This window comes from Paraglaciecola marina, assembly GCF_004360155.1.
In the GTDB taxonomy this organism is placed as follows: domain Bacteria; phylum Pseudomonadota; class Gammaproteobacteria; order Enterobacterales; family Alteromonadaceae; genus Paraglaciecola; species Paraglaciecola marina.
In genome coordinates, this window is the sequence record NZ_ML178720.1 from 1 (window position 1) to 26,200 (window position 26,200).

Genomic DNA, 26,200 nt, shown 5'->3' on the forward strand with positions numbered 1-26,200 from the left:
TCACGATATTTAACCGCGCCACTACTAAACACAATTTCACCAGTTAGGTTATCTGAAGAGGCAGAGCCACCGTAAATACTAATGTAAGCGGTATTATCTTCATCCACATCTGGTGTAGCTGTAAAGCCACTAATCGCTTGTATTTTGATTGTGGTTGAAATTGAACCTTCATCAAGTGCTGTCGTTGTTAGGCGTAATTCAGCATCAGCATCTGTTGTTGTGTCAGCCATTCTTGCAACGTTATTGTCGCCCGTAGCAACAACTATGGTGCCAGAAATAGTAATTATTAATTCAGCAGTCGTTCCATCAAGAGATTCAATAGTAAATGTATCCGTCTCACGCTCACCTACTACAAGAGCAGCAATGGTTGTGTCAGTGGTATCAAGAATATAGGTCCACGAACCATCTTCTAAAATATCTAACGTACCATATGTACCAGTCAGGAAAGACTCAACGATAAAGTCTTCACCTTCGTTTTGGTCAAATACGCTTACCATTCCGGTTAACGCAGTTGTCTCATCACTGTCAATTGATGCGGTCAGGTCTTGGAATATAGCCGGCGTCGCCTCAACTGTGCCATCACCTACGTCATACACAGCAACCTCAGAGTAGATAGCTAAGCTATAAATGCTATCCGTTCCGTCTAAAGTATCGCCTTCATCATAACTTTCAAAATCATCTTCGAATACGCTTACAGTACCAGCGGTATCAGAAAACACTTCAATATTATCTACATAGTAAGAACCAAACAGAATGGTTCTATCATTATCACCAAATCTGAACTGAATTGTTTGAACACCATCTACAAACCACTGATCTAAGCCAGTGAAATCAGTATCAACAACAGCAGCGGTAGAGAAAGCCCCTCCCCCTATTTCTTCACCATCAATGGTTACAGTAATTTGCTCAGTTGCATCTAAATCCCAAGCAATTTCTACGTCATAGAATTGGTCTTCGACGAAGGGTGCTGTGATCATGTCACCAGGATAATCGTCACTGTCAGTATTTCGCACAAAGAAACGTGGCTCAATTGCATTGCCTTCACTATCAGTTTGGTTGCCTTGAATACGTAAGTCAATTAACGACTCACTAGAGCTACCTGAACTACCGTAAAGGGTAATATATGCATCTTTTACGTTTCCATCACTAGCAAGGGCATCTTCTTTAGCGAAAGAGGCACTTAACTTACCTTGACGTAAATTGTCTACGCTAAATCTTATTTCACCTGTATCACCCCCAGTATCAGTAATCTTAGCCACTTGTGTAAGCGCTGCGACACGTATTTCAACTTCCGCAGTAGTGCCATCGATTGATGATATAGTCACAGAATCATTAACTGAATTTCCTAACTCTAGGGCTGCAACCGTTTCATTGTCTACATCTACTGTGTATGACCAGCTACCGTCTGCATCGATACTAAAAGTACCGTAATCCAAAACAACATCCGTTTGGATAAGAATTGCATCTTCTTCAAAGTTAGGGTCAGTCACTGTCACTGCACCTGTAAGAGGGTCAGTTGCAGTGTTGTTAACAACACCACTAAATGTGCCTTCAATAATGGCAGCGACTGGGTCATTGTTATAACCAACAGCAGACCCAATTACATCTAATAAACTTGAGTCTATGTCTGCAGCGACTGCTGAAGTGGTTTCTAGGTTTTCTTGAGCAGTTTCAAATGCGGCTAGTGTCGCTTCTGAATAAGCACCGTCATCAGATATATCAGCAACTAGATCAGATAAAATAGTAGCAATGTCGCTATCGGCATCATCTGCATCTAATTGTGAAATAAGGGCCAATACCGAACCGTATCTGTCTGCATCTTCAGCGTCATCTGCGCCCAGAGCATCTACGCCGACAGTAGTAGGGTAAGTTTCTGTAGTGTCAAAACGAATACCGAAGCGGGCATTAATAATGTCAGCTTCGTCAGAATAAGTTGTAAGATCATCAGCTGCAGCTAGTACTACCATTTCAGTCAAAGGGGACACAATGTAGTCAGGAGCGATAATCGCAGTATCAATGTCATCAGTTAGATCTGAGTCAGCTACGTCTTCAATAACTTCAACCACAGCTCTTAAGGTGGGCGCGTCTAAAGTCTCACCCGTTGATTCATCAGTGTATGTACCACCAGTACATGATATTAAGCCTGTACCTGTAAAATGCACATCTACAAACGAAACCGCACCGCTTGCATCAGAAGTAGCTGAAGCTTGAATATTTGAATCTGCTACGCCACTATCATCTACTGAGACAATGTCACAGCTAGCACCACTTACAGGGCCTTTAACAACAAAAGCAGATACATCTAAAGTTGGAAGTATTTCAGTGGTATCCGCACCAATCGCTTGGTAAAAGCCTGCTTCATCTGTATACAAAGCTGAGGCTGTTAAGATAGAACCTTCATCTTCTTCAGTAATAGTATACGAAGTGCCTGTCGCGACAGTTTCACCACTATCTCTTGTCCATGAATAACTAATAGAATCATCTACTATGCCATCAGGATCAGTTAAGGTTAATGATAATGTAGTGCCAGCGATGAAATCGCTACCCACAATTTCGATGGACCCGTTACTATTACCTTGCAACTTCGCCTTGTCGTCTCCACACCCAACTAAGGCTGTCGCAACAACTAGGGGTATTAGTGATTTCTTAAACATGCTTTCTACTCCCGAAAGTTTTACTTATAAAATGGTGCTGCATAGCAAACCAACTGGTAAATGTATCTATAACGCAAACCAAATTGGTATGACAGAAAAGTAGGCTTTTGGTATTACCAATATATTTAACTTAGTTAGATACACCGAATATGAAACCATAAAACTCCGAATCTTACTAGCCAATTTTAACGTATTTATACATTTTTTTTACAAACCACCCCATTACTGGTAACTTACCATCTTCCTTTGGTTAGTGGGCATAGCGGTAAATCCCCCTCCCGTGTAATACCAATTTAAAGGGTATACCTTGACCAATTGGATCTAGTTATCAATGTTTACACTCTTACCAACTCATTAAGTTAGGTAGTAAGGCTTAAGTTAAATTGTCCTGTGACAAAAGCTCAAAACTGTTTTTTAAAGGTTGAATTATGTTTTTACAAAAAACTGTGGTGATTTCATCACTATTTCTTTTAATAATCTGTTGTACAACAATAGCTAACGAGAGCCTTACACTTAGTGCAGAGCGGCCACCTGGCCATAACTTTGAGTTAATAGATTGGAATATCAGCCTACCTGTAGATACCAATAAAGATGGCCAAGTCGATACCATCCCGGCGGTATATTTAGAAAAAGGATTTGAATACAAACCCTATTTTTATACTGCTGATGACGGCGGTATGGTGTTTACTGCATTCGTAGATGGAGTTAAAACCTCAAAGAATACTAAATACACACGTAGCGAATTACGAGAAATGTTAAGAAGAGGTGACAACTCAGTTAAAGTCAAAGGTGTCACTAAAAACAATTGGGTTTTTAGTAGTGTGAGGGGAAAAACCCAAAGACAAGCAGGGGGAGTAGATGGCCGCCTTGACGCTACCCTTGCAGTAAATAATGTTACGGTAACCGGAAAAGACTACCAAATAGGTAGAGTGATAATTGGTCAAATTCACGCTAAAGATGATGAGCCAGCCCGCTTGTATTATCGAAAGTTACCCAACAATAACAAAGGGGTAGTATACCTTGCCCACGAGCCACGTAAGGGCAACGAGCAGTACTACGAATTTAACGGCTCAAGAGCCAATGACATAGACGATCCTATTGATGGTATCGCCCTTGATGAAAAGTTTAGCTACACCATAGATGTTAAGGGCGACATATTAACCGTCACACTTTCAAGGGAAGGTAAAGAAGACATCACCCAAGTGGTTAACATGAAAGACAGCGGCTACCACAAACGAGACCAATACATGTACTTTAAGGCTGGAGTTTATAACCAAAACAACTCAGGGGATCCTAAAGATTATGTTCAGGCTACATTCTACCGTTTAGAAAACAGCCATACGGGTTACGACTATTAAACTAACTCATCAAATGTGCGCCTATGCAGTGGATAAGAGTGCGTATCAGCAACCTGCTAGAACCTGAGGTTTACTTCATACACTGCATGGGTAGACCAATCATCTATAAATAACAAAAGCAATTAGGTACAAAACCTTATACTTACATTTCGAAAGAAATACTTGACACTCGAAATATAATTATTAATATATATTTCAAAATGAAACTTATTATTTTGAAAAATGCAAAAACGTAATACTCAACAAAGACGAAGAGCCATAATCGAACGCCTGAATAATGAAGGCGAAGTCTCTGTTGATCAGCTTTCTAAAGCATTTTCCACCTCAGAAGTCACTATTCGCAAGGATCTAGCTGAGTTAGAAAACAACGGCTTATTATTACGAAAGTTTGGCGGCGCCGTATTATTACCTAGGGAATCTTCCGAGTTATCTAGTGAAAAAGTTTCAACTCGAAAGATAGCCATTGCAAAACTCGCTGCGACCTTAATCAAAGATCATAACCGCATCATCATCGACAGCGGCAGCACTACATCAGCACTTATTCCAGAATTAAAAAGCAAACTCGGCCTAGTGGTGATGACCAACTCCTTGCACGTAGCAACATCAGTATTAGAGCAAGAAAACGAACCTAAAGTCCTGATGACAGGTGGTACCTGGGACAGTCAGTCGCACTCTTTTCAAGGGCAAATGGCCGAACAAATGCTACAAGCATACAACTTTGACCAAGCATTTTTAGGGGCTGCCGGTATTGATATAGAAAGAGGCACTACTACGTTCAACGAGCTCACTCATTTGAGCCAAGTTATGGCGCAAGTATCAAACCAAATTATCGTATTAGCAGAATCAGAAAAGTTACAACGCAAAATTCCCAATGTGGAATTGCCTTGGCAATCAATTTCGGTATTAGTCACAGACGACAAAATTGACGCCAAATCAAAACAGACAATCGAAGAATACGGCGTGAAGGTTATGTGCGCCTCAACGCAATAAATACGGAGTAAAAAGTATGTGTGGAATAGTAGGCGCAATCGCAGAAAGAAACGTAGTACCTATTTTATTAGAAGGCTTAAGACGCCTAGAATACCGTGGCTACGACTCAGCTGGCGTAGCATTATTAGACGGCCAAGGTAACTTACAACGTACCCGCAGAATAGGTAAAGTTAAAGAACTAGCCGATGCACTACAAGATAACCCAATCAAAGGCGTTACCGGCATAGCCCACACTCGCTGGGCTACCCATGGCGGCGTTACCGAAGCCAACGCACATCCGCACTTCTCTAGTGAACGCATAGCTGTAGTTCACAATGGCATTATAGAAAACTACGAAAGCCTACGTACAGACCTAACAACAAAAGGCTACGGATTTACATCAGACACAGATACCGAAACCATAGCCCACCAAGTACACTTTGAGTTAGACAACTGCGACGACTTACTAACAGCAGTTCAAAATGCGGTTAAAAAATTCCATGGCGCTTACGGCACCGTCATCTTAGATAAGAACGACCCAGACCGCGTAATCGTTGCCCGCTCGGGTAGCCCCCTTGTAATTGGCCTTGGCCTAGGCGAAAACTTTATCGCCTCAGACCAAATGGCATTATTCCCAGTGACCCGCCGTTTCATGTTTTTAGAAGAAGGTGATGTAGCAGAAATTACCCGCACCAGTATCAAAGTATTTGACAGTGCAGGCCTACCAGTTGAACGCGAAGTTAAAGAATCAAACCTAGAGCACGACGCTGGCGACAAAGCCGGATACCGTCACTACATGCTCAAAGAAATTCACGAGCAACCTACAGTTATTCGCAACACCCTAAGTGGCCGCCTTCAAGACAACGGCATCAGCGCAAACATATTTGGCCATGGCGCAGACGAATTACTGGCTAAAATTAAACACGTACAAATCATAGCCTGTGGTACCAGCTACCACTCAGGCATGACAGCAAGATACTGGTTAGAACAATACGCCAATGTCTCATGTAACGTCGAAATTGCCTCAGAATTCAGATACAGAAAATCCTATGTACACCCCAACAGCTTAATTGTGACTATTTCACAATCCGGAGAAACCGCCGATACATTAGCAGCACTGCGCTTAGCAAAAGAACAAGGCTATGCCGCAAGCTTAACCATTTGTAACGTGCCCGGCTCATCATTAGTGCGCGAATCAGACCTCGCATTTATGACACTAGCAGGAGCCGAAATAGGCGTAGCCTCAACCAAAGCATTCACTACCCAGTTAACAGGCTTTTTGATGCTAACTATGGCACTTGGCAAGCACAACAACATGAGCCAAGACGATCACCAGCATATTATCAAAGCCCTGCACAGCCTACCTGCAAAATTAGAAGAAACCCTGCAACTAACAGACGGCATAAAAGCACTAGCAGAAGAATTTGCAGACATGCACCACAGTCTATTTTTAGGCCGAGGCGACCAATACCCCATAGCTATGGAAGGCGCCCTGAAGCTTAAAGAAATCTCATATATACACGCCGAAGCCTACGCCTCTGGCGAACTAAAACATGGACCATTAGCCTTAATAGACGACGAAATGCCCGTAATAGTGGTGGCACCAAATAATGAATTACTTGAAAAGCTAAAATCAAACGTAGAAGAAGTCCGGGCCAGAGGCGGCATTATGTACGTATTCGCCGACAAAGAAGCCAACTTCAAAAGCGACGAAACCATGCGCGTAATCAACGTACCTCATTGCGAATCAGCCATAGCACCCATCGTCTACACCCTGCCCCTACAACTACTGTCATACTATGTAGCAGTCATTAAAGGCACAGACGTAGATCAACCACGTAATTTAGCCAAAAGTGTAACGGTTGAATAAAAGCATGGGGGGAAGGTCTTTGTTGTGGTGTACTGATGTAGCAGAGATTTGTGCTCATTCTTCAGAAGGTTTGTATGCAAATTTTATCGCTAAACTAAGATAAAAGTTAACTGTTGATTTAACATCCAAAAGTCGTTCATATAATAGCCAAAATATTGCAAGCAATATGAAAAGCAACTTGTCTTAGCTCGAGTCGAAAAATGGGCGTGCAATTCAAACAAGTCATTGGTTTGGTATGGAGTTGAAATTTATTTCACCTACTAAAGCGGCACTTTGAATCTCCACCAACCTTCTGGTCTTTGACATTTTACGCGATGCCTAATTGTGGACGGAGTTCCCAAAACTTATCCAGTTCATCTTCAATATAAACCGTTTTATCCAACCTATAACTAAACCTACTTAGGAAGTAGTCATATTAATCTGATTATTCAAAATCTTACATCCGGGAACTTATATAATTGCATCCTCTTAAGCTCATACTATGCTTTAACGAATCGCTCGAAAATGAATTGAGTGGTGAGAGATATACGCCTATTAACGCACTTATCTCTTGAAACCTTCAGGGATGGTTATTGAAAAACCGTGAAATTGTGTTATCACGTCTAGCAACCTCCTTGAACCTAAATACTGTTTCCTCGATATCTTTTTGTTTCGGATGTCGACTGAGAAACTGACGCTTAAAAAAAGGAATTAACTATGTCTTGGAACGTAAATGAACCCGCACACCGTTTTCTTTGGCGTTGTGTTCGTAGCCACAAGTGGGACGCCGCCACCTCAGGTGGTAGCATGACAACTTTTGATGAGGGCGGCCAGTGGCTGAACGCCTTTATTATTGACGTTGTGCCTGGCGACAGTCCTGAAATGGTTCGCTTTAAAGCAGAAAAATTCATACTCATTCTTGACCGCCTAATGATTGATGTCCATCAAAACACACATGAGGCTGGTTATGACTTGTCTAAGACCATTGCTGAACTCGCACCTTTATTTGCCGCACCAGAATCAAAATTGGAATCCTGCGCTGAGGCCGTGGACAACGCTTATAAATGTGTAGGAGAGGATTTATGAAATTTCTCTATTTATCATGTGCATTTTTCTTTCTTCCTATCCCTGCATTGGCGCAAGTATCTGCTGACACAGGTATTTGCTCGGCAGGCATGACAAAGGAAGTGTGTGAAGCATTTAAGAAGACCTTCTATGAAGTTGTTACTGATGAAAATTTCGACTCATCTGACTACGATGGGTTTGTTGACAGTTTCAATGAGTCTTTCGAAAGCATAGTTAAGCAACCAGAATTTCTCAATAGCCTACTAGAGTCCCCTTCTGTAAAAGCTAAGCTTGATGGCATTCCACTAAACATGACATTTAAAATTGTCGACAGAGAAAATGCGGAATCAGTTTTAGCTGTTGATTTCTCTTATTCAAAGCAGTTAAAACGATGGAACCTAAATACAGATGACTCAACTATAAAAAACTTTAGTTTTGACTTCGCACTCAACGGTACAGCAACCCAAAAAGCTGAAGAAAATCCAAGAAATCTTATTGAAATGAGCGTTTCAGCCAAATGGTCTAATATGCCATCATTTTCTGCCAAAGAGATAGGTGATGTAGTAGTCAACGATACTTGCAACAAGCCGGAAATGATAGACGATGATTACTGCGCCGCGCTAGACCGTAGTAATTATTTAAACGCATTTCCTGGCTTTGCTGGTACATGGTTTACAAATTACGGTTTTGACTTTGGGTATGAGGCAGATCAGCGGTTCAAAGCTACTAATCGCAAAATTAGCGCATTTTATTTTGCCGCATATGAAGACTTTGATAGATCTACTACAATGGGGAAGTTTAATATTAAACCAGCGATCTTAATATCCATTGATACTGTCGATCCAAGCGCTGAAACTCCCAGAGCGATGGCGGGTGATGATTCGAGTTATGAAAGGATCTCGGCTGAGTTCTCTCTCAGTATTCCTCTCCACCAATTAGCGGATATTCCTTACACCCTTGGGTTTAGCTATCGGGCATACCAAGAAGTTGAAGCGTCTGACATCGTAAAAACAGTGAATTTAGATCGCTACCGTCTGCGTACTTATAGTTTAAATACTCCTATTGGACTGGTTGTGTCATATTCTTCTGGCCGACTACCTTTTGGCGTAGAAGATGAAAATATAGTGGAGCTTGGATTCAAAACTTACTTTTGAGTAATGTGTTAATAAGCCGTCTCGTCTTTTCGCTTGATGGCCTATTTAAGCAATTGTTTTTAGCTTGTGTCTTGTAAGCCAAAGCTTTCCAACTTTATTCGTATTAAACTGAGTTGGAATGACAGATACAATGAATTAAATTTTCCAACTATATTTCCAAAAGATCTAACTTTATTTGTAAAAATGGCTGAAAGTACCCAGTCCTACTTTCCAACATTATTTGAATACCACACATTTTGTGCGAGTACATTAAAGTTTAAAACTGGGAATTAATGTTTGAAACTCGCACAACCACGCACGTCACTAGGTTTTGGTCGGGTTTGTGCCATTAGTAGTCGTTGAGTTTAAAAAATTTCAACGACTGCTCTGTACGTGAAGCGGAAGTTGGTTCATCTAATTTTTAATTACATAATGCTATTACTTAAAACGGTGTTCGGGTCTAGTTTGCCACTACAAACGCATAAAAGGCTGTATACTCAAGTATTAAATACAAACTAACTTTTAAAAATAAATAGTTATAATCTGAGCTAAATTGCTTAAAAGGATTTTTCATGAATATTGAGGAAGGCTTTAGACGTATCACTTGGGTCATATCAAGAGTAGGCCCACTCATACTAATCTTATGGTATTTCGGCTTCAGCATTGCAATGATACTGTTTAATGGCGGATGGGATAGATATGTAAACGGTATAAGTAGCAACATAGACGAGGTTGCTGGATTTCTAATAGCTCCAATACTTTTATACATAATACCGCCGTTAATCATGAAAATGTTTGTTTGGATCATTGATGGATTTAGGCAAAAAAATGATTAATAATCTCATCTAGTTATGGTTTCCTTACTAAATTTTGGCGTCTCAGTGTCCAGACGTTCTTCGTGTTAATCTAAGGATCTTGGAGATGGAAATTCATTGCGTGAAGATCTATTTTACGCAAAAATGCTTCATTACAAACACTCAATCTGGCTTTCCGCACGTTGTCCAAAGCGGTCGAGCGATGATGCTCAAGTCAACTTCAGCTTTTCGCTCAAACCCGTTTGTCAGTTTATTAGGCAGACTGAGTTTTAAATATTAATGTGCTCGCACACATTTAACCCACACTAACAAACTATGTGGTACAGGGTGCATTTAAACCAACCCCCTATTACCACACACTCAAAAAACAATCAGCAGTATATTCCCTTATGTTGTTTGCTTAATTAGGCTATTGCTTGATCCCTCTTTGGGTCTCTAGGTAAGCAGCGAAGCTTCCTAACCAATGGGATCCCATGTAGTGCATATCTCCGAAAACAGAGTTAAGGCCTGCCTCTCTGTGAGCTTTTAGGTTCTGAGTCAACAGGGAAACCCGTTTGTCATCCTTTTTTAAACCACCAATAATGCCCTCAAGCATCCATGAACGGCTTAGGTTTAAGCCATCTAAATGAGCTAGCTTACCATCTGACTTGTCAGCTACTGTTGCTGGAGTTATCCAACTTTGGTCACCTTCATTAAGCTGCGGAAAAAACTCAGACAACCACACACTATACTCAGATTTTGGTAGTACTCTGCGCATTAAATCTGCTTCCGCCAAACAAGGAGACAAGAAGTCCTGACCAGAAGGCTCGTAGGCAATGGGGCAGGTTTTGTCTTTAAGGTAGAACTGCTTCACTTTCTTGGTTAGCAAGGCTTCAAACTCTGCATTCTCATTAGCACGGCTCCAATCTAACATTAACCCAAAGGCAAAAGCGGTTTGGCTATGTTCGCCGGTGCGAATTGGGTAAGCTAATTTATGTAACCATGAGGTGATGTTAGCCACTATTTTTACTTCTAGTGGCTGTAACGTTTCTATCCACCCTTTAGCTTGGGGGAAACTTGCCTGCCTAAGCTCTGTCATTAATTGCAAATACCATGCTAGGCCATATGGGCGTTCAAAAGTGCTTGTATCACTGCGAGTGTAGGTTTTCATTTCGCCAGCCAGTTTTTCTGGCGTAAAGCTTTGTGCAAGCTTTTCTAATATAAGGTCAGTATCAACCTTATCACTGGCTTTATTGAGCATACGCACTAGCAACCAATGGCCATGTACCGAAGAGTGCCAATCTAAGCACCCGTAAAACGCAGGATAAAGTTTACTCGGCGGCATAACATCCGCTTCACTTTTCATGCTGTGCTTTATTACATTTGGGTATTCTTGATGAATACAGTGTAGCGCTAAGTCTGCAAAGACTTGCTCGTAATGTTCAGATGCTGGCGCTTCCTTGGCACTCACCACATGACTGAGCATAAACAATATTGATATGGGTAATGCTGCTTTCTTGTAATGAATTTTCATACTCTGAATTCTTATGTTAATTTTTTAGAAAGGGAGCCTGCTCGTTAAGAGCAGGCGGGTCTGTCAACCTGTAGATATAAAGCTCTTACTTGATTTTGGTAGCACTCACACCAAAAAACACCCTACTCATAAAAGATACTCTTTCATCGAGTAAATTGCCTCGGTACGGCTAAACAAACAGATGATGCATTGTAGTTGTTGTTTGCATCATTGATTTCTCGTACCTGTTCATATCCAAAATCTTGTTGCACTACAGTGCCTTGAAGATTTGTTTAAATTAATCTTTAAGGCGCATACATATTAAGCGAACAATTAACAAACAGTCAAGCTAGCAATACACACAAATAACACTAGCGTTTTACCATTGTTTACATGAAATGATTTCAAATCATTGTTTTTTATGGAGTATTTCATAAAGTTTAAAAATAAAACTTGGAGTGAAAAAGTTTAGTTACTGAGATAATCAGTGAATAAAAGCCATCATTGGATTACTTTTTAACAGAACCGCATTGAATATTTAGATATAAAGCGGCCATATATATTCATAATTAACAGCACTTAAATTCAAAGGTTTAGTGGCTAATTGACCTTAGACTCTTACCCTATAAATGCTTTGCTTTATGGCAAGAATAAACCCGCGTCTTGAATGGATGGCTACTATTTACAGCAGCCACGGGTAACGCTCGTAAAGGTAGGCTTTAACCTTTAATAAAGATGCTAGGCACTTTCACTACAGACTTGCTGCAGCTCTAGCTGCTTGATCATATACCCCAGATAGCGAGCGTAATGTAGCAGCTACGTTAGACAAGTCTTCTGCGTCTTTACCAGTTAACCCTAGCGAAGAGACTAAACATTCTTCTCTGATTTTTCGGTACTCTTCACACAGTTTTCGGCCCTTAGCGGTAGCCGAGTAATACATTTCTTTGCCCCGTTTTTCCCCTTCTATCAGCTCCGACTTCAGGAGTTTCTTCAAGGCGTAATTGATAGAATGCGTGTCTTCAATATTAAGCATAAAACAAATATCAATCCGCCTTTGCTGGTTTTCTCTTGATTGAATATTATGCAGAGTCATTATGTCTAAAGGGCTTAGATCACTTACCCCTGCCGCCGAGGCACACCTCACAATCCACTTAGTAAACGCATTATAAAATACGGTTAAACCAAGCTCGACTTCTGACAAAGGCCAAGCTACACCTTCAGCCAAACTTTTTGACGAGACTATTTTTCGTTGTGAGGTCATTTATGGGTACTCCGCAGGGCAATGGGTATAATTAGCAAGCCAATATACACGCTATCATATCCGTTTTTAACCACCTTTTTATATACCCACTATTAAAGGGCACTAATCCTTAGGGTAAGTCGCAAATTCAATGAAATAAGCGCAAAGAGTAACCAGTAATAGAGATTTAGGCTGCAGTAGTTAAGTTTTTAACAGAAACTGCAGCCCGAAAAGTTCATATAATACGGAGCAACTGGACCTATATGCCTAGGGCACTAAACACCATTTTTGCACCTAAACCCGCGGTGATAAGTACAACTATACCGCCAAGAATATTTGCTTTTAAAGAGTTGGCATATTTACCAAGTAATTGCTTGTTGTTCATGGCATAAAGCAAGAAGCAAGCAACAATAGGTAAAAGCAAACCATTAGCAAACTGCGCTAAAAGGATCACAGTAACAGGCTTTACACCCGTTAAAGCCAGCAAAGAACCAATTGCTATCACGCTTAAACTGATCCCTCTAAAAGCGGCTCCTTTGTTTTCACTGCTAAGTTTTAACACCTCACAAATGGCATAGCCGGTTGCTAAGGGCGCAGTAATTACACTGCTCAGCCCAGCGGCAAACAAACCTACGCCTAGCAAATACTTAGACCAAGAGCCAAACAAGGGCTCAAATTGATGCGCCATGTCAGCTGCACTATTAACCGATAAACCATGGGCAAACATACTTGCAGCAGACGTAGAGACAACAAGAATAGCAATCAGCCCCCCTAGCCCAATAGATACAATAGTGTCACTTTTAGCATCACTTAATTGCTCTGAACTATGCCAATGGTTTCTGGCGGCAGCGGCGTGCAAAAACAAATTATAAGGGACCACTGTGGTGCCAATTAGCGCGATAACCGTAAGCAAACCACCTTCTGGTATTTCGGGGAAAACTAGCCCTTTAAAAATATCAAGGATACTCGGCTGCACAAAAAAGAAAGTCAGCACAAATGAAAGCCCCATTAAGCTCACTAACCCAATCAATACCTTTTCGATTTGCTTATAAGACCCAAGCAGCAGTATGCAAGCACCAACAATACTAAGAATCAATATTGAGGCAGTGTAGCTGTCTGTGGTTTCACCTACTATCGCTTGAATACCTATAGCCGCTCCGGCTAAGTTACCTGCTTCATAAGCGGAGTTCCCCCCGTAAAGCGCGATAATTATCAGTAAAATAAGAGGCCATTTAAAAACTGAAGCGCTAAACATATTAACAAGCACTTCCCCCAGCCCTTGTTGCGCTACTATTCCCAAACGAACCGCCATTTCTTGCAAAATGATGGTTGATAATGTGGCAAAAAGCAGAGCCCATAGCAAAGCATAGCCAAAATTTGCACCGGCTAACGTGCAAGCGGTAATTGTGCCAGGACCAATAAATGCAGCTGTTACTAATACACCTGGTCCTAAATTTCTTAGTTTTGTTATCACAATCTCAACTCCTGAGTATCCATTCCCCCTTAAAAAAGAGGGAAGGTATTGCCTTTATTATTAGGGGCTGTTTACTTTACTTCGCCATACCCCCCACCAGTTGGAGATTCAATATTAACCGAATCTCCGGGTAAGACCTTGGCATGACCACAACCACCAAGCATCTCCCTATCTCCATTTTTACGTTCAATCCAATTACAGCCAATTTGCCCTGGTTGCCCACCTTTCACGCCAAAGGGAGGGTACTTTCGGTGCTCTGATAAAATCGAACACTCCATCTCATCCTCAAACCTTATTTTGCGATAAATACCATCACCAGCATTCCATTTACCTTTACCACCAGAGCCACGACGAATAGAAAACTCTTCTAAAATAACTGGGTATCTTTGCTCCATGATTTCTGGGTCTGTCATACGAGTATTAGTCATATGAGTATGGACCGCTGCCACACCGTCAAACCCTGGGCCTGCTGGGCTGCCAGAGCATATTGTTTCGTAATACTGATACTTCTGGTTACCAAAGGTCAGGTTGTTCATGGTGCCCTGACTTGAACCAAGTGCTCCTAAAGCACCAAATAACGCATTAGTGACTGCTTGACTGGTTTCTACATTTCCAGCAACGACAGCAGCTGGATATTCTGGGTTCAATAAGGTGCGACTGGGGACCTTAATTGTGATGGGTTTTAAACACCCAGCATTGAGTGGGATCTGATCATCAACCAAACACCTAAACACATAAAGTACCGCTGCGTGAGTAATCACCTTAGGTGCATTAAAGTTGTTATCTAGTTGGCCAGATGTGCCTTCAAAATCAATTACGGCACTACCCTCTTCTTTGTTTACAGTGATTTTTAATGCAATCACAGCTCCCGAATCAAGCTTATATGTAAACTCACTATCGTTAAGCTTTGAGATTGTTTTACGCACTGATGCTTCAGCACTTCGCTGAATGTGTCGCATATATGCATGCACAGTTTCTACACTGCTTTCGTTCACTAGCTTAAGTAACTCATTTGCACCGGTATTATTGGCGGCAACTTGTGCCATTAAGTCCGCCACATTCTGGCTGATATTTCTAGCTGGATAGGGGCCATCTGACAGCCTTTTGGTTATGTCATCAACTAAAAAAGTGCCTCTATCCATTAGCTTCACACAGTCTAAGATAATCCCTTCCTGTTCTATACTAGTAGCCTTAGACGACATAGAGCCTGGTGCTATGCCACCTATGTCTTCGTGGTGTGCCCTACTTGCCAGATAAAAAATAATCTCGTCTTCAGCTTCATTGAAAACAGGCGTTACCACAGTAATATCAGGTAAATGTGAGCCGCCGTTGTATGGGTTATTTTGTACAAACACATCACCTGGGTTTATCTCTTGGTCACTCTCAATGATAACTTTTACCGAGGAGTCCATAGAGCCCAAATGCACAGGTACGTGAGGAGCATTAGCCACCAAGTTTCCTTGGTTATCAAATAGCGCACATGAGAAGTCTAAGCGCTCTTTAATATTTACCGATTGCGAAGTATTTTGCAGCACCAGCCCCATCTGCTCTGCCACAGACATAAACAAGTTATTGTAAATTTCTAAGGTAACCGGATCGCATTTATCGCCTTCATTGGTATTTCGCTTGGTACTCTCTTGCACGTTGCTCAATACCAAATGTCCATATTTATTAACCGCAGCCTGCCAACCGGGCTCAATAACAATTGTCCCCGTATTCTCTATAATCAAAGCGGGCCCTGTAAATTCATGGCCGTGCTTAAGTTGAGTGGCTAGATAAATAGGAGTGGAGTGCCACTGGCCTTTGCTAAACATCATTTCAGTGCGTTGTGGCACCAAGATACTAGGCTCTGAATCTGTCGCTGCAGATTCTACGTTTGCATCACCTTTTACAGACGACAATACCCCGATAGTATCGATTAGGATGTTCTTTTCTGGTGAGATAAAGCCAAACTGCCTTTTATGAATTTTCTCAAACTCTCCTTGCATCTTTTGATGATCGCTAAGGGGTACTTGAATAGTAGAATCTGAATTTTGATACTTTAACTGGGCCCAACGTGTATGAAGAATCTCGTCTTTATTTAAGCCCTGTTCCATTAAAACATCGCTATTTACAGCGGCCATTGACTCAAAATCGTTTACGGCTTCTTGTATTTCATCAGCGCCTAAAGGTTTTCCAAACACATGCTGCTGTTCGGTAGAGATATCTGCTAACCCCATACCATATGCCGATAACACGCCAGACAAGGGGTGCAAAAATATTTTAGACATACCTAAACGTTCAGACACTAAGCAGGCATGCTGCCCTCCAGCGCCACCAAAGCAATTAAGTACATACTCTTGAAGGTTATACCCCCTAGCAACCGAGATTTTTTTAATGGCTTGAGCCATGTGCTCAATCGTAATATCAAGAAACCCTTCCGCAATTTCTTGTGCAGATTTATCTCCGCCTAAGCGCTCAGCAATGGCCGCAAAACCTTTCACAGAAGCTTGTTTGTCTAGTGGTAAGTCTTGCTGTGGTCCAAAAATACTTGGAAAATAATCAGCTTGGATTTTACCTAAACAAAGATTGATGTCGGTGACAGCAAGTTGCTGCCCGCGGCGGTAACAAGCAGGCCCAGGGTTTGCGCCCACCGACTCTGGCCCCACTCGAAAACGGTCTCCATCAAAGGTAAGTTTTGAACCACCACCAGCGGCAACAGTATGAATGTACATCATGGGTACTCGCATGCGCACACCGGCTACTTCTGTCTCGTAGACCTTCTCGTACTCGCCAGCAAAATGAGAAACATCTGTCGATGTACCGCCCATATCAAAGCCAATCATTTTGTCAAAACCCGCTAGTCTTGCGGTATGCACAGCACCCACAATACCACCAGCTGGGCCAGACAAAATTGCATCTCGTCCACGGAATAGGTGCGACCCAGTCAGTCCACCAGAAGATTGCATAAACAGTAACTTACCCTGCTCACCCTTAGCCCCTATGGCATTTTCGATACGATCAACATATTTACGAAGAATAGGAGTCAGATAAGCATCAACAACTGTGGTTTCTCCCCTTGGGACAATCTTAGTTAACGGGCTCACTTCACAACTTGCAGAAACTTGCGTAAAACCTATTTCACGAGCAAGGTCGGCAACTTGTTGCTCATTGGCGGGATAACGATAGGCGTGCATAAAAACAATAGCGATTGAACGAAAGCCTTTTTGATAAGCTTTAGTCAATTGAGCACGAGTTTGCTCAAGATTTAAGGGAGTAAGCACCTCACCCTCAGCGCCAACGCGCTCTTCAACTTCAACAACCTGATTATATAGAAGATCAGGCTTTTTAATATTTAACGCAAAGATATCACTGCGAGCTTGGTGACCTATCTCTAAAGCATCACCCAAGCCCTTGCTAATAGCGAGTACAGTTGGCTCACCCTTTTTTTCTAGCAAGGCGTTGGTGGCAACAGTCGTGCCCATTCTTACGACTTCTATCTCTGCCGTGGGGATTTCATCGTCAGAGCCAAGATTCAAAAAACCTCTGATCCCATGCAGCGCCGCATCATCATATGCTTCTGGGTTTTCAGATAACAATTTTTTAGTATGCAATTCGCCAAGAGGATCTTTAGCTACAATATCTGTAAAGGTTCCACCTCTATCAATCCAAAATTGCCACTTTCGAACAGATTGGGTAACTTGATTCAAACTCATAAACACTCCAGGCACAGAAAACCTATTTCAAATGGGTAAAATTGAATACCATCTAACAGCAATGTTAAACTAAATGTCGAAATAAACCCTTTTGCACTTGCTCAAAACGTTAAATCAAATAGTAAACATCCACTTATAAACCAGCCCAAACTAGGTAGGCTTGCTACTACAAAATATTCTTAGGCGTATTTAAACCGCCCAGCAAGCTAATGCTAATTGTATCCTGGCACGTAGCTACTCAATTCTTCACTCGCCAAGGACACAATAATTCGAGTATTCACATCATCACAGCTAAGCGGCACTTTGTTGCGTGAAAAATTGGGCAGCACAGTGGCCTGCTCAACACAATTTGCTTCTTTGTGTTCGCTATTTTTAACGTTCGAGTTACTAGATTCAACAGTATTCATACCATCTACCCATTCAGTAAATTTTATTATCACAATAAATACTATCATAACATCTGTATTTTGCTAGCGTTTTATGATTAACAATGATACAGCGATAATCTGCATGTTTATGGCAAATAACCTACAGCTAGGTTTTGGATGAGCCAATTGTTTAATTATTGCATTACGCAACGGGGCCCGAATGGTCTCGAGCTTTGCTTCTGCTTCTATGTGCCTAGGTGTGTTTCGGGTGTGGTCAAAAATCAGCGTATCTAGTATTGAGGTCAACTGGCCAGTCTATAAAATGCGGTCTACCCATAGGTATGCTTCTTTATGATTACCTTTAATAATTTGATACGTAGCACCAGCTTCTAAATCCTCAAGTCGCTCAAAATCTGCGGGTGTTTTTCCAGTAAAATACCTCTCTAACAAATCTATAAACTTAGAAGCGTCTGGATGACGATAATATTGCCAAAAGTAGCCACCAAAAACGGGAATAATGATATTTGAAGGTCCAAGGTTATCATCGAAACAATTGTAAGAAAGACAAACCTGCTGTGCATCTTCAAAAAATGCAGCTAAGTTTTTGCACTGATAATGTAATTCAAGTTTTAATAATGGATTGCCATCTTTTGGGCAATTATTTAATGCTATTTAAGAAGCTCTCTGTCTTCATATATGCACCCAATGCTATCGAAAAGGTTTCAATTGTTTTTATCTTACTCGATTTTGGATATCTATTTGACACTAGGTAACAAGCATACTCGGGAGCTGGCACCGAAAGTTCCGAAATTTTAACTGAGTGCTGTTTTTCGAATATCCGCGCAATCCAAATTGGTACTATTGCCCATTTTTCAGTTAAATCAAACATGGTAAATAGTAAAGATACTGTATCCACACTAGAGTGTTCGTTTTGATCGTTTCCCCACCAGCTATTATGCCAAACATCGTAATCAGGTATGTAAGAAAATAGTATTTCATCAGAGGTTTTTAAAGCATGGGGGTGAACTTCTGCTGGGTATTTTGATGATATTGAAGATATTACTACCCCCCTTGACTTAAATAGCAGTTTGGCAATGGCATTGGGGGATTTTAATGAACTCATAGTGAACCCTATATCAGCCTCATAACGTTCAATTAAGTCATACACTGTTTTGGTCCAGTGTGAACTTACATTGAGCGATATGACATTATCACTATTGATAAGATCCTTATATAGCCCTGAAAAAACGCAAGTGTTTAAGCTATCAACACTGGCTAGAGTTAAATTTACTTTAGACTCTTGTTTGGTCCAGAGTTTGGTTTCATTCCATAACGCCTTCCAGCGAGTCGCTATTTCAATAAACTCCTCACCTTTTAATGTCAGGCTGACAAACTTCTCACCTCGCGCTCTAATCAATAGCTCGCAGCCAAGCTTCTCTTCTAAATTTCTCACTCTGTGGCTAACGGCAGACTGAGAAATACAAAGGTTTTGAGCGGCAGCTGAGAGGCTCTTCGTTTGAGTTATCATCAAAAAGGTTTCAATCTGCTCAACAGTCATAAATTCACCATAATGCTAAGTCACTCAAAATATTAAAAATATTCATATATAAGGGCAGGTTAATTCATTATTTATATATTAACAATGGTGATAAATTAAAACTCATACATATTGATAAGCTAGCTAAGAGGTGAGCCTCCCAAGCAGAATTAAATTGGCAGCATGATTACTTAATAAGAAGTGTAACTATGATAAAGAAAAAGATGCAATTAAGTACAAAGGTCTTTATTGGTTTTGCCATCGGCATTTTGGCGGGCGTATTTTTTAAAGAACAAGCCATGCTTATAAAACCCATTGGCGACTTATTTTTAAACCTTATTAAAATGATAGTCGTCCCATTAGTGGCATTTTCTATCGCTAGCGGAATCTCCAACATGGGAGATATTGGCAAGTTAAAACGAGTCGGTACTAAAACATTACTGTTTTATATCGTCACCACAGCTTTATCTGGAATGATTGGGCTAGCAGTTGCACATTTACTAGCGCCTGGAAATGGATTTGAAATAAGCCATATTTCAACGGAATCTGTCGAAATAAAAGAAATGGCGAGCTTCTCAGAAACAATTCTTAACATGGTACCTGTTAATCCTATACAAGCTCTTGCTGAGGGTAACTTAATGCAGATTATTGTATTTTCAGCTTTTTTTGGTGTGGGTATGACACTAATGAGTAAAAAAAGCGAACCAACGAAAAAGATAGTGGATAACCTTACTGAGATAATGCTTAAAGTCACAGGCGTTATCATGACGTTTTCCCCTTATGGTGTTGCCGCATTAATAGCCGCATCAGTAGGAGAGTATGGCTTAGAGATATTTGGACCATTAGCGAAGTTTATTTTGGCTGATTATGTGGGCATGATATGTGTTGTTTTATTTTTATACGTCTTTATGTTGAAGTTCATCGCCAAAGTCAGCTTAAAAAAGTTCTTTAAACATATACCAGAAGTGTGGGCAGTCACAGCAAGTACCACTAGCAGCTCAGGATCTCTGCCAGTCACCATGAAAGTAGCAGAAGAGAAATTTGGTGTTAAAAGTGAACTGGCGGGTTTTTCTCTTCCTTTGGGTGCAACAATCAACATGAATGGCGCAGCAGTGTATTTTGCTGTTGGTATCATTTTTGTCGCTCAAATATATGGTGTTGAAATGACACTATTTGAACAATTTATGACCATCATAATGGCTACGCTAATTTCAATTGGATCCCCAGGTATTCCTGGTGGTGGCATCGTTATGATGGTTATGCTACTCAATACTATGGGATTACCCGCTCACATTATTGGTTTGATTGCTGCCATCTACAGAATTATAGATATGGGCCACTCTACTCTGAATGTAACAGGAGACATGGTTTCAACACTGTGTATCGCCCGCTTAGAAAACCTTTTCGAGGAGGGTACAGCCAATAACGCAGTGAAGCCCAAAGTAAATTAGCTTAGCCGTGGTATTGATGTCGCTTTAGAAATTTAATCATTTAAGAATGTATAGACTGATTTTCAGATGAAAGTCAGTTGTAAGGACGTGAGTAATGAACAACAAGATAGAGCATGGTGAACTTTTTAGTGACCTCATGATAAAAGAAATCAAAGATAAATTTTATCATGTGGACATTGACCCTATTAGCAACAAAAGAAGGCTGTTTTTCGATAATTCAGGTGGCGCTTTTAGGTTAAAAGCAGCGAGCCATTGTTTTAAAAAATTAGACGACTTACCCGATTGCCCTGAACACAACAACGGTACTGCTAAATGGCTAATGGATAAACAAAAAGAGGGATATAAATCCATCGAAACTATTCTGAATAGCCACTCAGGAAGCATCGTCACATCACTTACTGCGTCAATGGTTATGTTTGATATGGTTAGAGCTGTCATGGAAAACATTCCAGGGGGCAACGTGGTTACCACTATGCTAGAACACCCATCGGCTTATGATGCTATGGTTTCGTATGCTCAAAAAACAGGTAAAGAATTAAGAGTAGCTAAAACAAACCCGTTAACTGGGGGGGTTGATGTAGACGAAATAGTAAAGCTAATTGACCAAGATACTTGTTTACTGACTTTTATGTATGCGTCTAATATCTCAGGCGCGTTGTTGGATGCGGAACAAATTGTTGCTCAAGCTCGAAAAATAAAGCCAAGTCTCTACATAGTAGCAGATGCTGTTCAGCATGCTCCCCATGGGATTATTGATGTCAGCAAGGTACCTGTCGACGGCATCAACTTCGCACCTTATAAATTTTTTGGTCCCAGAGGCTTTGGCGTTGGCTATGTATCTGAGAGATTGTCCAAAGTATCACACGATAAATTAATTGCTAAACCTTATGATTACTGGCAACTAGGCAGTCCTGCCCCGGGGCATTTTGCCGCTATTACAGAAGTGTTTAATTATGTTTGTTGGATTGGTAGGCAATACATCTCATCAACCGACAATAGGACAGTTTTTGTTGAGGGTATGAATAGAATTAAGTTGCATGAAAGAGCACTAATGCACGCAATGCTTGAAGGAACATCGAATGTACAAGGAATTAGGCATATGGAAGGTGTTCATGCCTATTTAGACTGTAAAGACCTCACCCAAAAAGATTTCATAATGGCCATTGGCTTTGACAATCTAGACGATAAACAAGCGGTAGAAATGTATGAAGCCGCTGGAGTTATTACCTTTGAACGCCTACTATCAAGCCCTTATTCATCGAGAATGCTGGAGTCGTTTGGCTTAAAAGGCTCTGTCAGAGTATCCCCTATTCACTGCCATAGCACTGAGGACATTGAAGCGTTTTTAAAAATAACAAAAACACTTTGTGATGAAAGAGCCTGCTGATGTTTATTGTGAGTTTTTAAAATCCAAAGTGAGTGACTCACACAGAATGACTTGTGAACGTGAACATTAAATTTATAATATATTGGCGTGATTTAAAGGGTACCTGGATTCTAGTATTCTGCGGACTACTGACTGGCTGCTATAACCATTTCTGCTAATAGCAGCTAGGAAACCAATTTTGGCTTTCTCTAGTCAACTATTTCAGCTTTTTTTATATCTTTTGCTGCCTTTATGCTTGAATACATAGATACACAAAAAGGCACCATATAGGTAGTGATCACCTTACACCAATTTAGTTCAGCATCACCTAAAAAGGCTTCACCTTGATTTATAAGGGTTAGCAAACTACCGACAATTATGCTGATGTAAATGGCTGTTTTTTTAGTGAACGGCACAACAGCCTTCTCTAAATGAATTACTACCACCGCTATGCAACGACTATGACAGCCAACAGAGCAAGTTATTAAAGCTTTGATTGATACATATATTCACGAAGCTGATATTTTGAATCTTCACACCCTATTTTTTTAGCTAATTTAGGTACTAAATACCAATGTCGCCTATGGGCGAAACCTAAGTCTATGGTCGCTTCAATATCGTAACACTTACCGTCAATTAACCTTTCTTCAAGCAATAAATATTTGTCTTCACTGCTTTGCCACTGATACGCAGCAAGCAGTTGACGTTGTGGCGTTGTGTAATATCCGAAATGGTAAATAGTATATGGTGAAAATAAAATGAATTGTTCAGAAAAGTCCACTAACGCAAGCTTTGAATCTTCGCTAAGGTATTTGCTAGCTTCTTGGTAAATGCTGATAGGCGTACTTATAGAGTTACGGAGTTGATAACCGTAAGTACTGTAGGTCACCCATAAAATACTCATAAATAGTGGCCAAGCCAATAATCGGTTTTTACGCAAAATAGGCAACAAGCTAATTATTCCCAATCCCCCTGTAATACAAAAGAAATACCAAGGTTCAAGTTCTAACTTTGAGGCAAATCGAGTCATAAACTCAACATTAAACACTCCCATTAACCCTGTAATAGTTAGCGTCAAAGCTAACATCCCAGCTATGCAAAACATTAGGTTAATCAACCATCGGGTTTTAAATAACTGTTTGTAATAAGGGGCAACTGCTAGTACAAAAACAGGCAGAGCAGGTAAAATGTATACGCCACGCTTACCTGGACTAATACTAAAAAAAACTAAAACTAAAGCCACATATCCCAAAGGTAGAATGACTCGTGGTTCTAGTGCTTTAAAAGCTTGCATCCAAGGTTTAATTAATACAGGGATCATTAAGCTAACGGGTAACCAAAAAACCGGAATGACTGAAACAAGGTAATACCATACAGGCTTGATATGATGCCAAGATTTGGTGTATCGGGTGACAGTTTGTTTCAATAGAATATTGTCACGATACAGCTCGTACGCGCCATTATCTGAGGCATTGACTATTAATAGCATAGGAATAAACCATAAGCTGATAGCCAGCAACATGGCGAGTGGGCCACACCACCAAGCCCAAGTAGGAACATTAACAATTGGTTGCTGTTGTTTGGCCTGAAATCGATAAATCCAATAAGGCAGCAACATCAGTAGGGGTAAAAACCCTACACCTTTAGTGATAACGCCAACCCCCATAAAAAACCATGCAATCAGGTACCAAAAATATTGACCATCATCTAAACAGAATCTTAATAATCCATAACACCCTAACGTCATCCATGCGCATACCATAGCGTCAATTTGAGCGGTTTTGGCTTGCAGTGTAAACTGGAAACTAAATAACAATAACCAACCAGCTACTAACCCAACGTCTTTGCTCCAAAGTCGTTTCGCTATATCTACGGTTAAATACACAGTTAATATAGAACAAAGTGCCGATGGCAGTAAAAAGGCAAATCGAATCGACCCCGTAATCCAATAAATTAATGCAATTGACCACATAAAAATGGGAGGTTTATCGGGATATAACTCTTGTGCTCGTGCAGGGAAAAACCACTGTCCTGTATCTATCATTTCTTTGGCTATGAGTGCAAAGCGAGGTTCATCGGCAGGCCACGGATCCCGTAAACCTAACCCAACCAAAATTATGCTTAATGTTGTAATAATAAGTGGCCAGTAAGACGACAAAAGTAATTGGCTCACATTCGTTGTGATGTATGGGTGTGGCTTAACTGAAATATTCATGACTGTTTTGAAGAAATAAAAGTAGATGCTTGCTGCACTCCGTCACATTGTAACGAGCGGGCGATTTTTTGCTTTTTAAACAACATAAAACTGATATAGCTAGACACAAGCAGCAGCACAATACTGGCCATAATCTTCCAATGTGAACCAATCAAAACCCCTTTTCCAAGCAAGGCAAAAATAACAGTTTGCGGTAAGTACCCAATCAGAGAGCCTGTAAAAAAAGCCGTTGATTTAACCTGAGTCAGGCCTGCAGCCATATTAGTTACTAGGTTGCTCCCGACTGGTAACAACCTTATAACAATAGTTTTTTGTATCGCTTGGGTACTTAAAAAGCGGTCAATACGGCTAGCTTGTTTTTCAAATCGTTTTAGTACGTATGGTCTAGCAATAAACTTGGCGACATAAAAAGCCATGATACAGCCCAATAACGTGGCAAATAACGCCAATAAAACCCCAAGAGTAAAACCAAAAGCGTAGCCACCGAGAAACGCCACCACTTGGCGAGGGGCCCCGCAACCAGTGAGCAGTACACCCATAAAAATAAAATAGCAGCCACCTAACATTCCATTGTTACGTACATCTCGGTCAATCCAAGCTTGATTAAACTCAGACAAAATACCACTGTGCTGAATCAACACTCCCACCCCAATGCAAAAACCAAACACAAGCAGCCCGTGTTTATACCAAGGCTTAGCAGTCTGCGGCTTACTCATGGCTAGTCACATTTTCTAATGTTACTGATTCTTTCAAAGTGGGTAACTTTGTTCTACGTTGTAGCCACATCACACCACACATGTCAATTAACCCAGCAAACAAGCGGCCCCACATTCCATATTTAGACTCACCGTGCCGCCTGTCTCTATGACTAACCTCAACCACTTCGATAGTGCCACCAGCTCGCTGTATCAATGCAGGTAAATAACGATGCATATGGTCAAAATAGGGTAGCTTTAGATACGTGTTTCTAGGAAACACCTTTAGGCCGCAGCCAGTATCGGGGGTGCAATCATTCAACAGAGTCGAACGCACTTTATTTGCAATACGAGACTGAAAGCGTTTCCATGGTGTATCTTTACGGTTTTTACGGTAACCAGCGATACAAAAGTCTGCCCCAACAGGATAGGTTTCAGCCCTCTGTAATAGTTTAGGAATATCTTTAGGATCATTCTGGCCATCTGCATCTAAGGTTACTATGGTTTGACCATAGGCATGACACACACCGGAATAAACTGCAGTGCTTTGCCCAACAGCTTCTTCATGTTGTATCAAGCGGACTTTCCCAGGAAACGCCAAAACTGAAGCATTTACCTGATGAGCGGTTAAGTCAGTACTACCATCATCTACGTACACTATTTCAAAATCGTGTCGCGTATTGAATTGTGTGATAATTTCATGAACTAACGTCTCGATATTTTCTGCTTCATTTTTCGCGGGAATAACCACACTAATTAATATGCTTTCTTTCATAAACCAAGCGGTCAACCGACCATCCTATATAAAATTCTATGGCCGCAGG

Annotated in this window: 19 protein-coding genes; 7 read left to right on the plus strand and 12 right to left on the minus strand. The window is 40.9% G+C overall.

Annotated elements, in window-relative coordinates; all coding sequences use genetic code 11:
- Positions 1-2,654: VCBS domain-containing protein (locus tag EOK74_RS00005; protein WP_133467776.1), on the minus strand; the 2,654-nt coding region annotated here is incomplete at its 3' end.
- Positions 2,655-3,082: 428 nt separating this feature from the next.
- On the opposite strand from EOK74_RS00005, the gene EOK74_RS00010 reads away from it, so the two are divergent.
- The 5 genes from EOK74_RS00010 (at position 3,083) to EOK74_RS00030 (ending at position 9,049) form a co-directional block, all read left to right on the plus strand.
- Positions 3,083-4,012 (plus strand): polysaccharide lyase family 7 protein, encoded by a 930-nt coding sequence (locus tag EOK74_RS00010; RefSeq protein ID WP_133467777.1) that lies wholly within the window; start codon positions 3,083-3,085, stop codon positions 4,010-4,012.
- 222 nt (positions 4,013-4,234) lie between these two features.
- Entirely contained in the window at positions 4,235-5,002 is a 768-nt protein-coding gene (locus EOK74_RS00015; RefSeq protein ID WP_133467778.1) for a DeoR/GlpR family DNA-binding transcription regulator, read from the plus strand.
- A 16-nt stretch (positions 5,003-5,018) separates the two neighbouring features.
- Complete coding sequence (gene glmS / locus EOK74_RS00020) at positions 5,019-6,851, plus strand: glutamine--fructose-6-phosphate transaminase (isomerizing) (RefSeq protein ID WP_133467779.1); 1,833 nt, start codon at positions 5,019-5,021, stop codon at positions 6,849-6,851.
- 696 nt (positions 6,852-7,547) lie between these two features.
- A complete protein-coding gene (locus EOK74_RS00025) occupies positions 7,548-7,916 on the plus strand; it encodes a hypothetical protein (protein WP_133467780.1) in 369 nt (122 codons plus the stop codon).
- The gene (locus tag EOK74_RS00030) at positions 7,913-9,049 is read left to right on the plus strand and encodes a hypothetical protein (protein ID WP_133467781.1); all 1,137 of its coding nucleotides are present in this window, start codon (positions 7,913-7,915) and stop codon (positions 9,047-9,049) included. Before EOK74_RS00025 ends, EOK74_RS00030 begins: the two co-directional genes overlap by 4 nt.
- A 1,203-nt stretch (positions 9,050-10,252) precedes the next feature.
- On the opposite strand, the gene EOK74_RS00035 is transcribed toward EOK74_RS00030, so the two are convergent.
- The 7 genes from EOK74_RS00035 to EOK74_RS00060 form a co-directional block, all read right to left on the minus strand.
- On the minus strand, positions 10,253-11,308 hold the full coding sequence (locus EOK74_RS00035; protein WP_239023970.1) for a DUF2891 domain-containing protein: 1,056 nt from the start codon (positions 11,306-11,308) through the stop codon (positions 10,253-10,255).
- 778 nt (positions 11,309-12,086) lie between these two features.
- The gene (locus tag EOK74_RS00040) at positions 12,087-12,596 is read right to left on the minus strand and encodes a winged helix DNA-binding protein (protein ID WP_133467783.1); all 510 of its coding nucleotides are present in this window, start codon (positions 12,594-12,596) and stop codon (positions 12,087-12,089) included.
- Between the two features lie 238 nt (positions 12,597-12,834).
- On the minus strand, positions 12,835-14,049 hold the full coding sequence (locus EOK74_RS00045) for an Nramp family divalent metal transporter (protein WP_133467784.1): 1,215 nt from the start codon (positions 14,047-14,049) through the stop codon (positions 12,835-12,837).
- Between the two features lie 71 nt (positions 14,050-14,120).
- Positions 14,121-17,744 carry a hydantoinase B/oxoprolinase family protein gene (locus EOK74_RS00050; RefSeq protein ID WP_133467785.1) on the minus strand — a complete coding sequence of 1,208 codons (3,624 nt, stop codon included), beginning with the start codon at positions 17,742-17,744 and terminating at the stop codon, positions 14,121-14,123.
- A gap of 212 nt (positions 17,745-17,956) precedes the next feature.
- Positions 17,957-18,151 carry a hypothetical protein gene (locus EOK74_RS00055; protein WP_133467786.1) on the minus strand — a complete coding sequence of 65 codons (195 nt, stop codon included), beginning with the start codon at positions 18,149-18,151 and terminating at the stop codon, positions 17,957-17,959.
- Positions 18,152-18,427: 276 nt separating this feature from the next.
- Positions 18,428-18,562 (minus strand): hypothetical protein, encoded by a 135-nt coding sequence (locus tag EOK74_RS21150; protein ID WP_275404646.1) that lies wholly within the window; start codon positions 18,560-18,562, stop codon positions 18,428-18,430.
- 208 nt (positions 18,563-18,770) lie between these two features.
- Positions 18,771-19,670, minus strand: coding sequence for a LysR family transcriptional regulator (locus EOK74_RS00060; RefSeq protein ID WP_133467787.1), 900 nt, complete (start codon positions 19,668-19,670; stop codon positions 18,771-18,773).
- A 203-nt stretch (positions 19,671-19,873) separates the two neighbouring features.
- Between EOK74_RS00060 and EOK74_RS00065 the strand changes: the two genes are divergently transcribed.
- Positions 19,874-21,100: a dicarboxylate/amino acid:cation symporter gene (locus EOK74_RS00065; RefSeq protein ID WP_205964436.1), complete on the plus strand. Its 1,227-nt coding sequence runs from the start codon at positions 19,874-19,876 to the stop codon at positions 21,098-21,100.
- A 94-nt stretch (positions 21,101-21,194) separates the two neighbouring features.
- Positions 21,195-22,487, plus strand: a complete 1,293-nt coding sequence (locus EOK74_RS00070; protein ID WP_133467789.1) for an aminotransferase class V-fold PLP-dependent enzyme — start codon at positions 21,195-21,197, stop codon at positions 22,485-22,487.
- Positions 22,488-22,675: 188 nt separating this feature from the next.
- Here the strand turns inward: EOK74_RS00070 and nrtS are convergent, their stop codons facing one another.
- The 4 genes from nrtS to EOK74_RS00090 all read right to left on the minus strand — a co-directional run bounded on the left by nrtS (position 22,676) and on the right by EOK74_RS00090 (position 26,151).
- Positions 22,676-22,882: a nitrate/nitrite transporter NrtS gene (nrtS, locus tag EOK74_RS00075; RefSeq protein WP_133467790.1), complete on the minus strand. Its 207-nt coding sequence runs from the start codon at positions 22,880-22,882 to the stop codon at positions 22,676-22,678.
- 68 nt (positions 22,883-22,950) lie between these two features.
- Complete coding sequence (locus EOK74_RS00080; RefSeq protein WP_133467791.1) at positions 22,951-24,681, minus strand: ArnT family glycosyltransferase; 1,731 nt, start codon at positions 24,679-24,681, stop codon at positions 22,951-22,953.
- Entirely contained in the window at positions 24,678-25,397 is a 720-nt protein-coding gene (locus tag EOK74_RS00085) for a TVP38/TMEM64 family protein (RefSeq protein ID WP_239023949.1), read from the minus strand. The genes EOK74_RS00080 and EOK74_RS00085 overlap by 4 nt, the downstream gene beginning before the upstream one ends.
- Positions 25,390-26,151 (minus strand): glycosyltransferase family 2 protein, encoded by a 762-nt coding sequence (locus tag EOK74_RS00090; protein WP_133468225.1) that lies wholly within the window; start codon positions 26,149-26,151, stop codon positions 25,390-25,392. The genes EOK74_RS00085 and EOK74_RS00090 overlap by 8 nt, the downstream gene beginning before the upstream one ends.
- Positions 26,152-26,200 lie beyond the last annotated feature (49 nt).

Bases quoted from the DNA above. Each gene is read 5' to 3' on its own strand.
- EOK74_RS00010 (WP_133467777.1), top strand. From the start codon at position 3,083: ATGTTTTTACAAAAAACTGTGGTGATTTCATCACTATTTCTTTTAATA.
- EOK74_RS00035 (WP_239023970.1), bottom strand. From the start codon at position 11,308: ATGCTCAGTCATGTGGTGAGTGCCAAGGAAGCGCCAGCATCTGAACAT.
- glmS (WP_133467779.1), top strand. From the start codon at position 5,019: ATGTGTGGAATAGTAGGCGCAATCGCAGAAAGAAACGTAGTACCTATT.
- EOK74_RS00090 (WP_133468225.1), bottom strand. From the start codon at position 26,151: ATGAAAGAAAGCATATTAATTAGTGTGGTTATTCCCGCGAAAAATGAA.
- EOK74_RS00015 (WP_133467778.1), top strand. From the start codon at position 4,235: ATGCAAAAACGTAATACTCAACAAAGACGAAGAGCCATAATCGAACGC.
- EOK74_RS00040 (WP_133467783.1), bottom strand. From the start codon at position 12,596: ATGACCTCACAACGAAAAATAGTCTCGTCAAAAAGTTTGGCTGAAGGT.
- EOK74_RS00055 (WP_133467786.1), bottom strand. From the start codon at position 18,151: ATGAATACTGTTGAATCTAGTAACTCGAACGTTAAAAATAGCGAACAC.
- EOK74_RS00025 (WP_133467780.1), top strand. From the start codon at position 7,548: ATGTCTTGGAACGTAAATGAACCCGCACACCGTTTTCTTTGGCGTTGT.
- EOK74_RS00060 (WP_133467787.1), bottom strand. From the start codon at position 19,670: ATGACTGTTGAGCAGATTGAAACCTTTTTGATGATAACTCAAACGAAG.
- EOK74_RS00080 (WP_133467791.1), bottom strand. From the start codon at position 24,681: ATGAATATTTCAGTTAAGCCACACCCATACATCACAACGAATGTGAGC.
- EOK74_RS00070 (WP_133467789.1), top strand. From the start codon at position 21,195: ATGAACAACAAGATAGAGCATGGTGAACTTTTTAGTGACCTCATGATA.
- EOK74_RS00050 (WP_133467785.1), bottom strand. From the start codon at position 17,744: ATGAGTTTGAATCAAGTTACCCAATCTGTTCGAAAGTGGCAATTTTGG.
- EOK74_RS00030 (WP_133467781.1), top strand. From the start codon at position 7,913: ATGAAATTTCTCTATTTATCATGTGCATTTTTCTTTCTTCCTATCCCT.
- EOK74_RS00065 (WP_205964436.1), top strand. From the start codon at position 19,874: ATGCAATTAAGTACAAAGGTCTTTATTGGTTTTGCCATCGGCATTTTG.
- EOK74_RS00085 (WP_239023949.1), bottom strand. From the start codon at position 25,397: ATGAGTAAGCCGCAGACTGCTAAGCCTTGGTATAAACACGGGCTGCTT.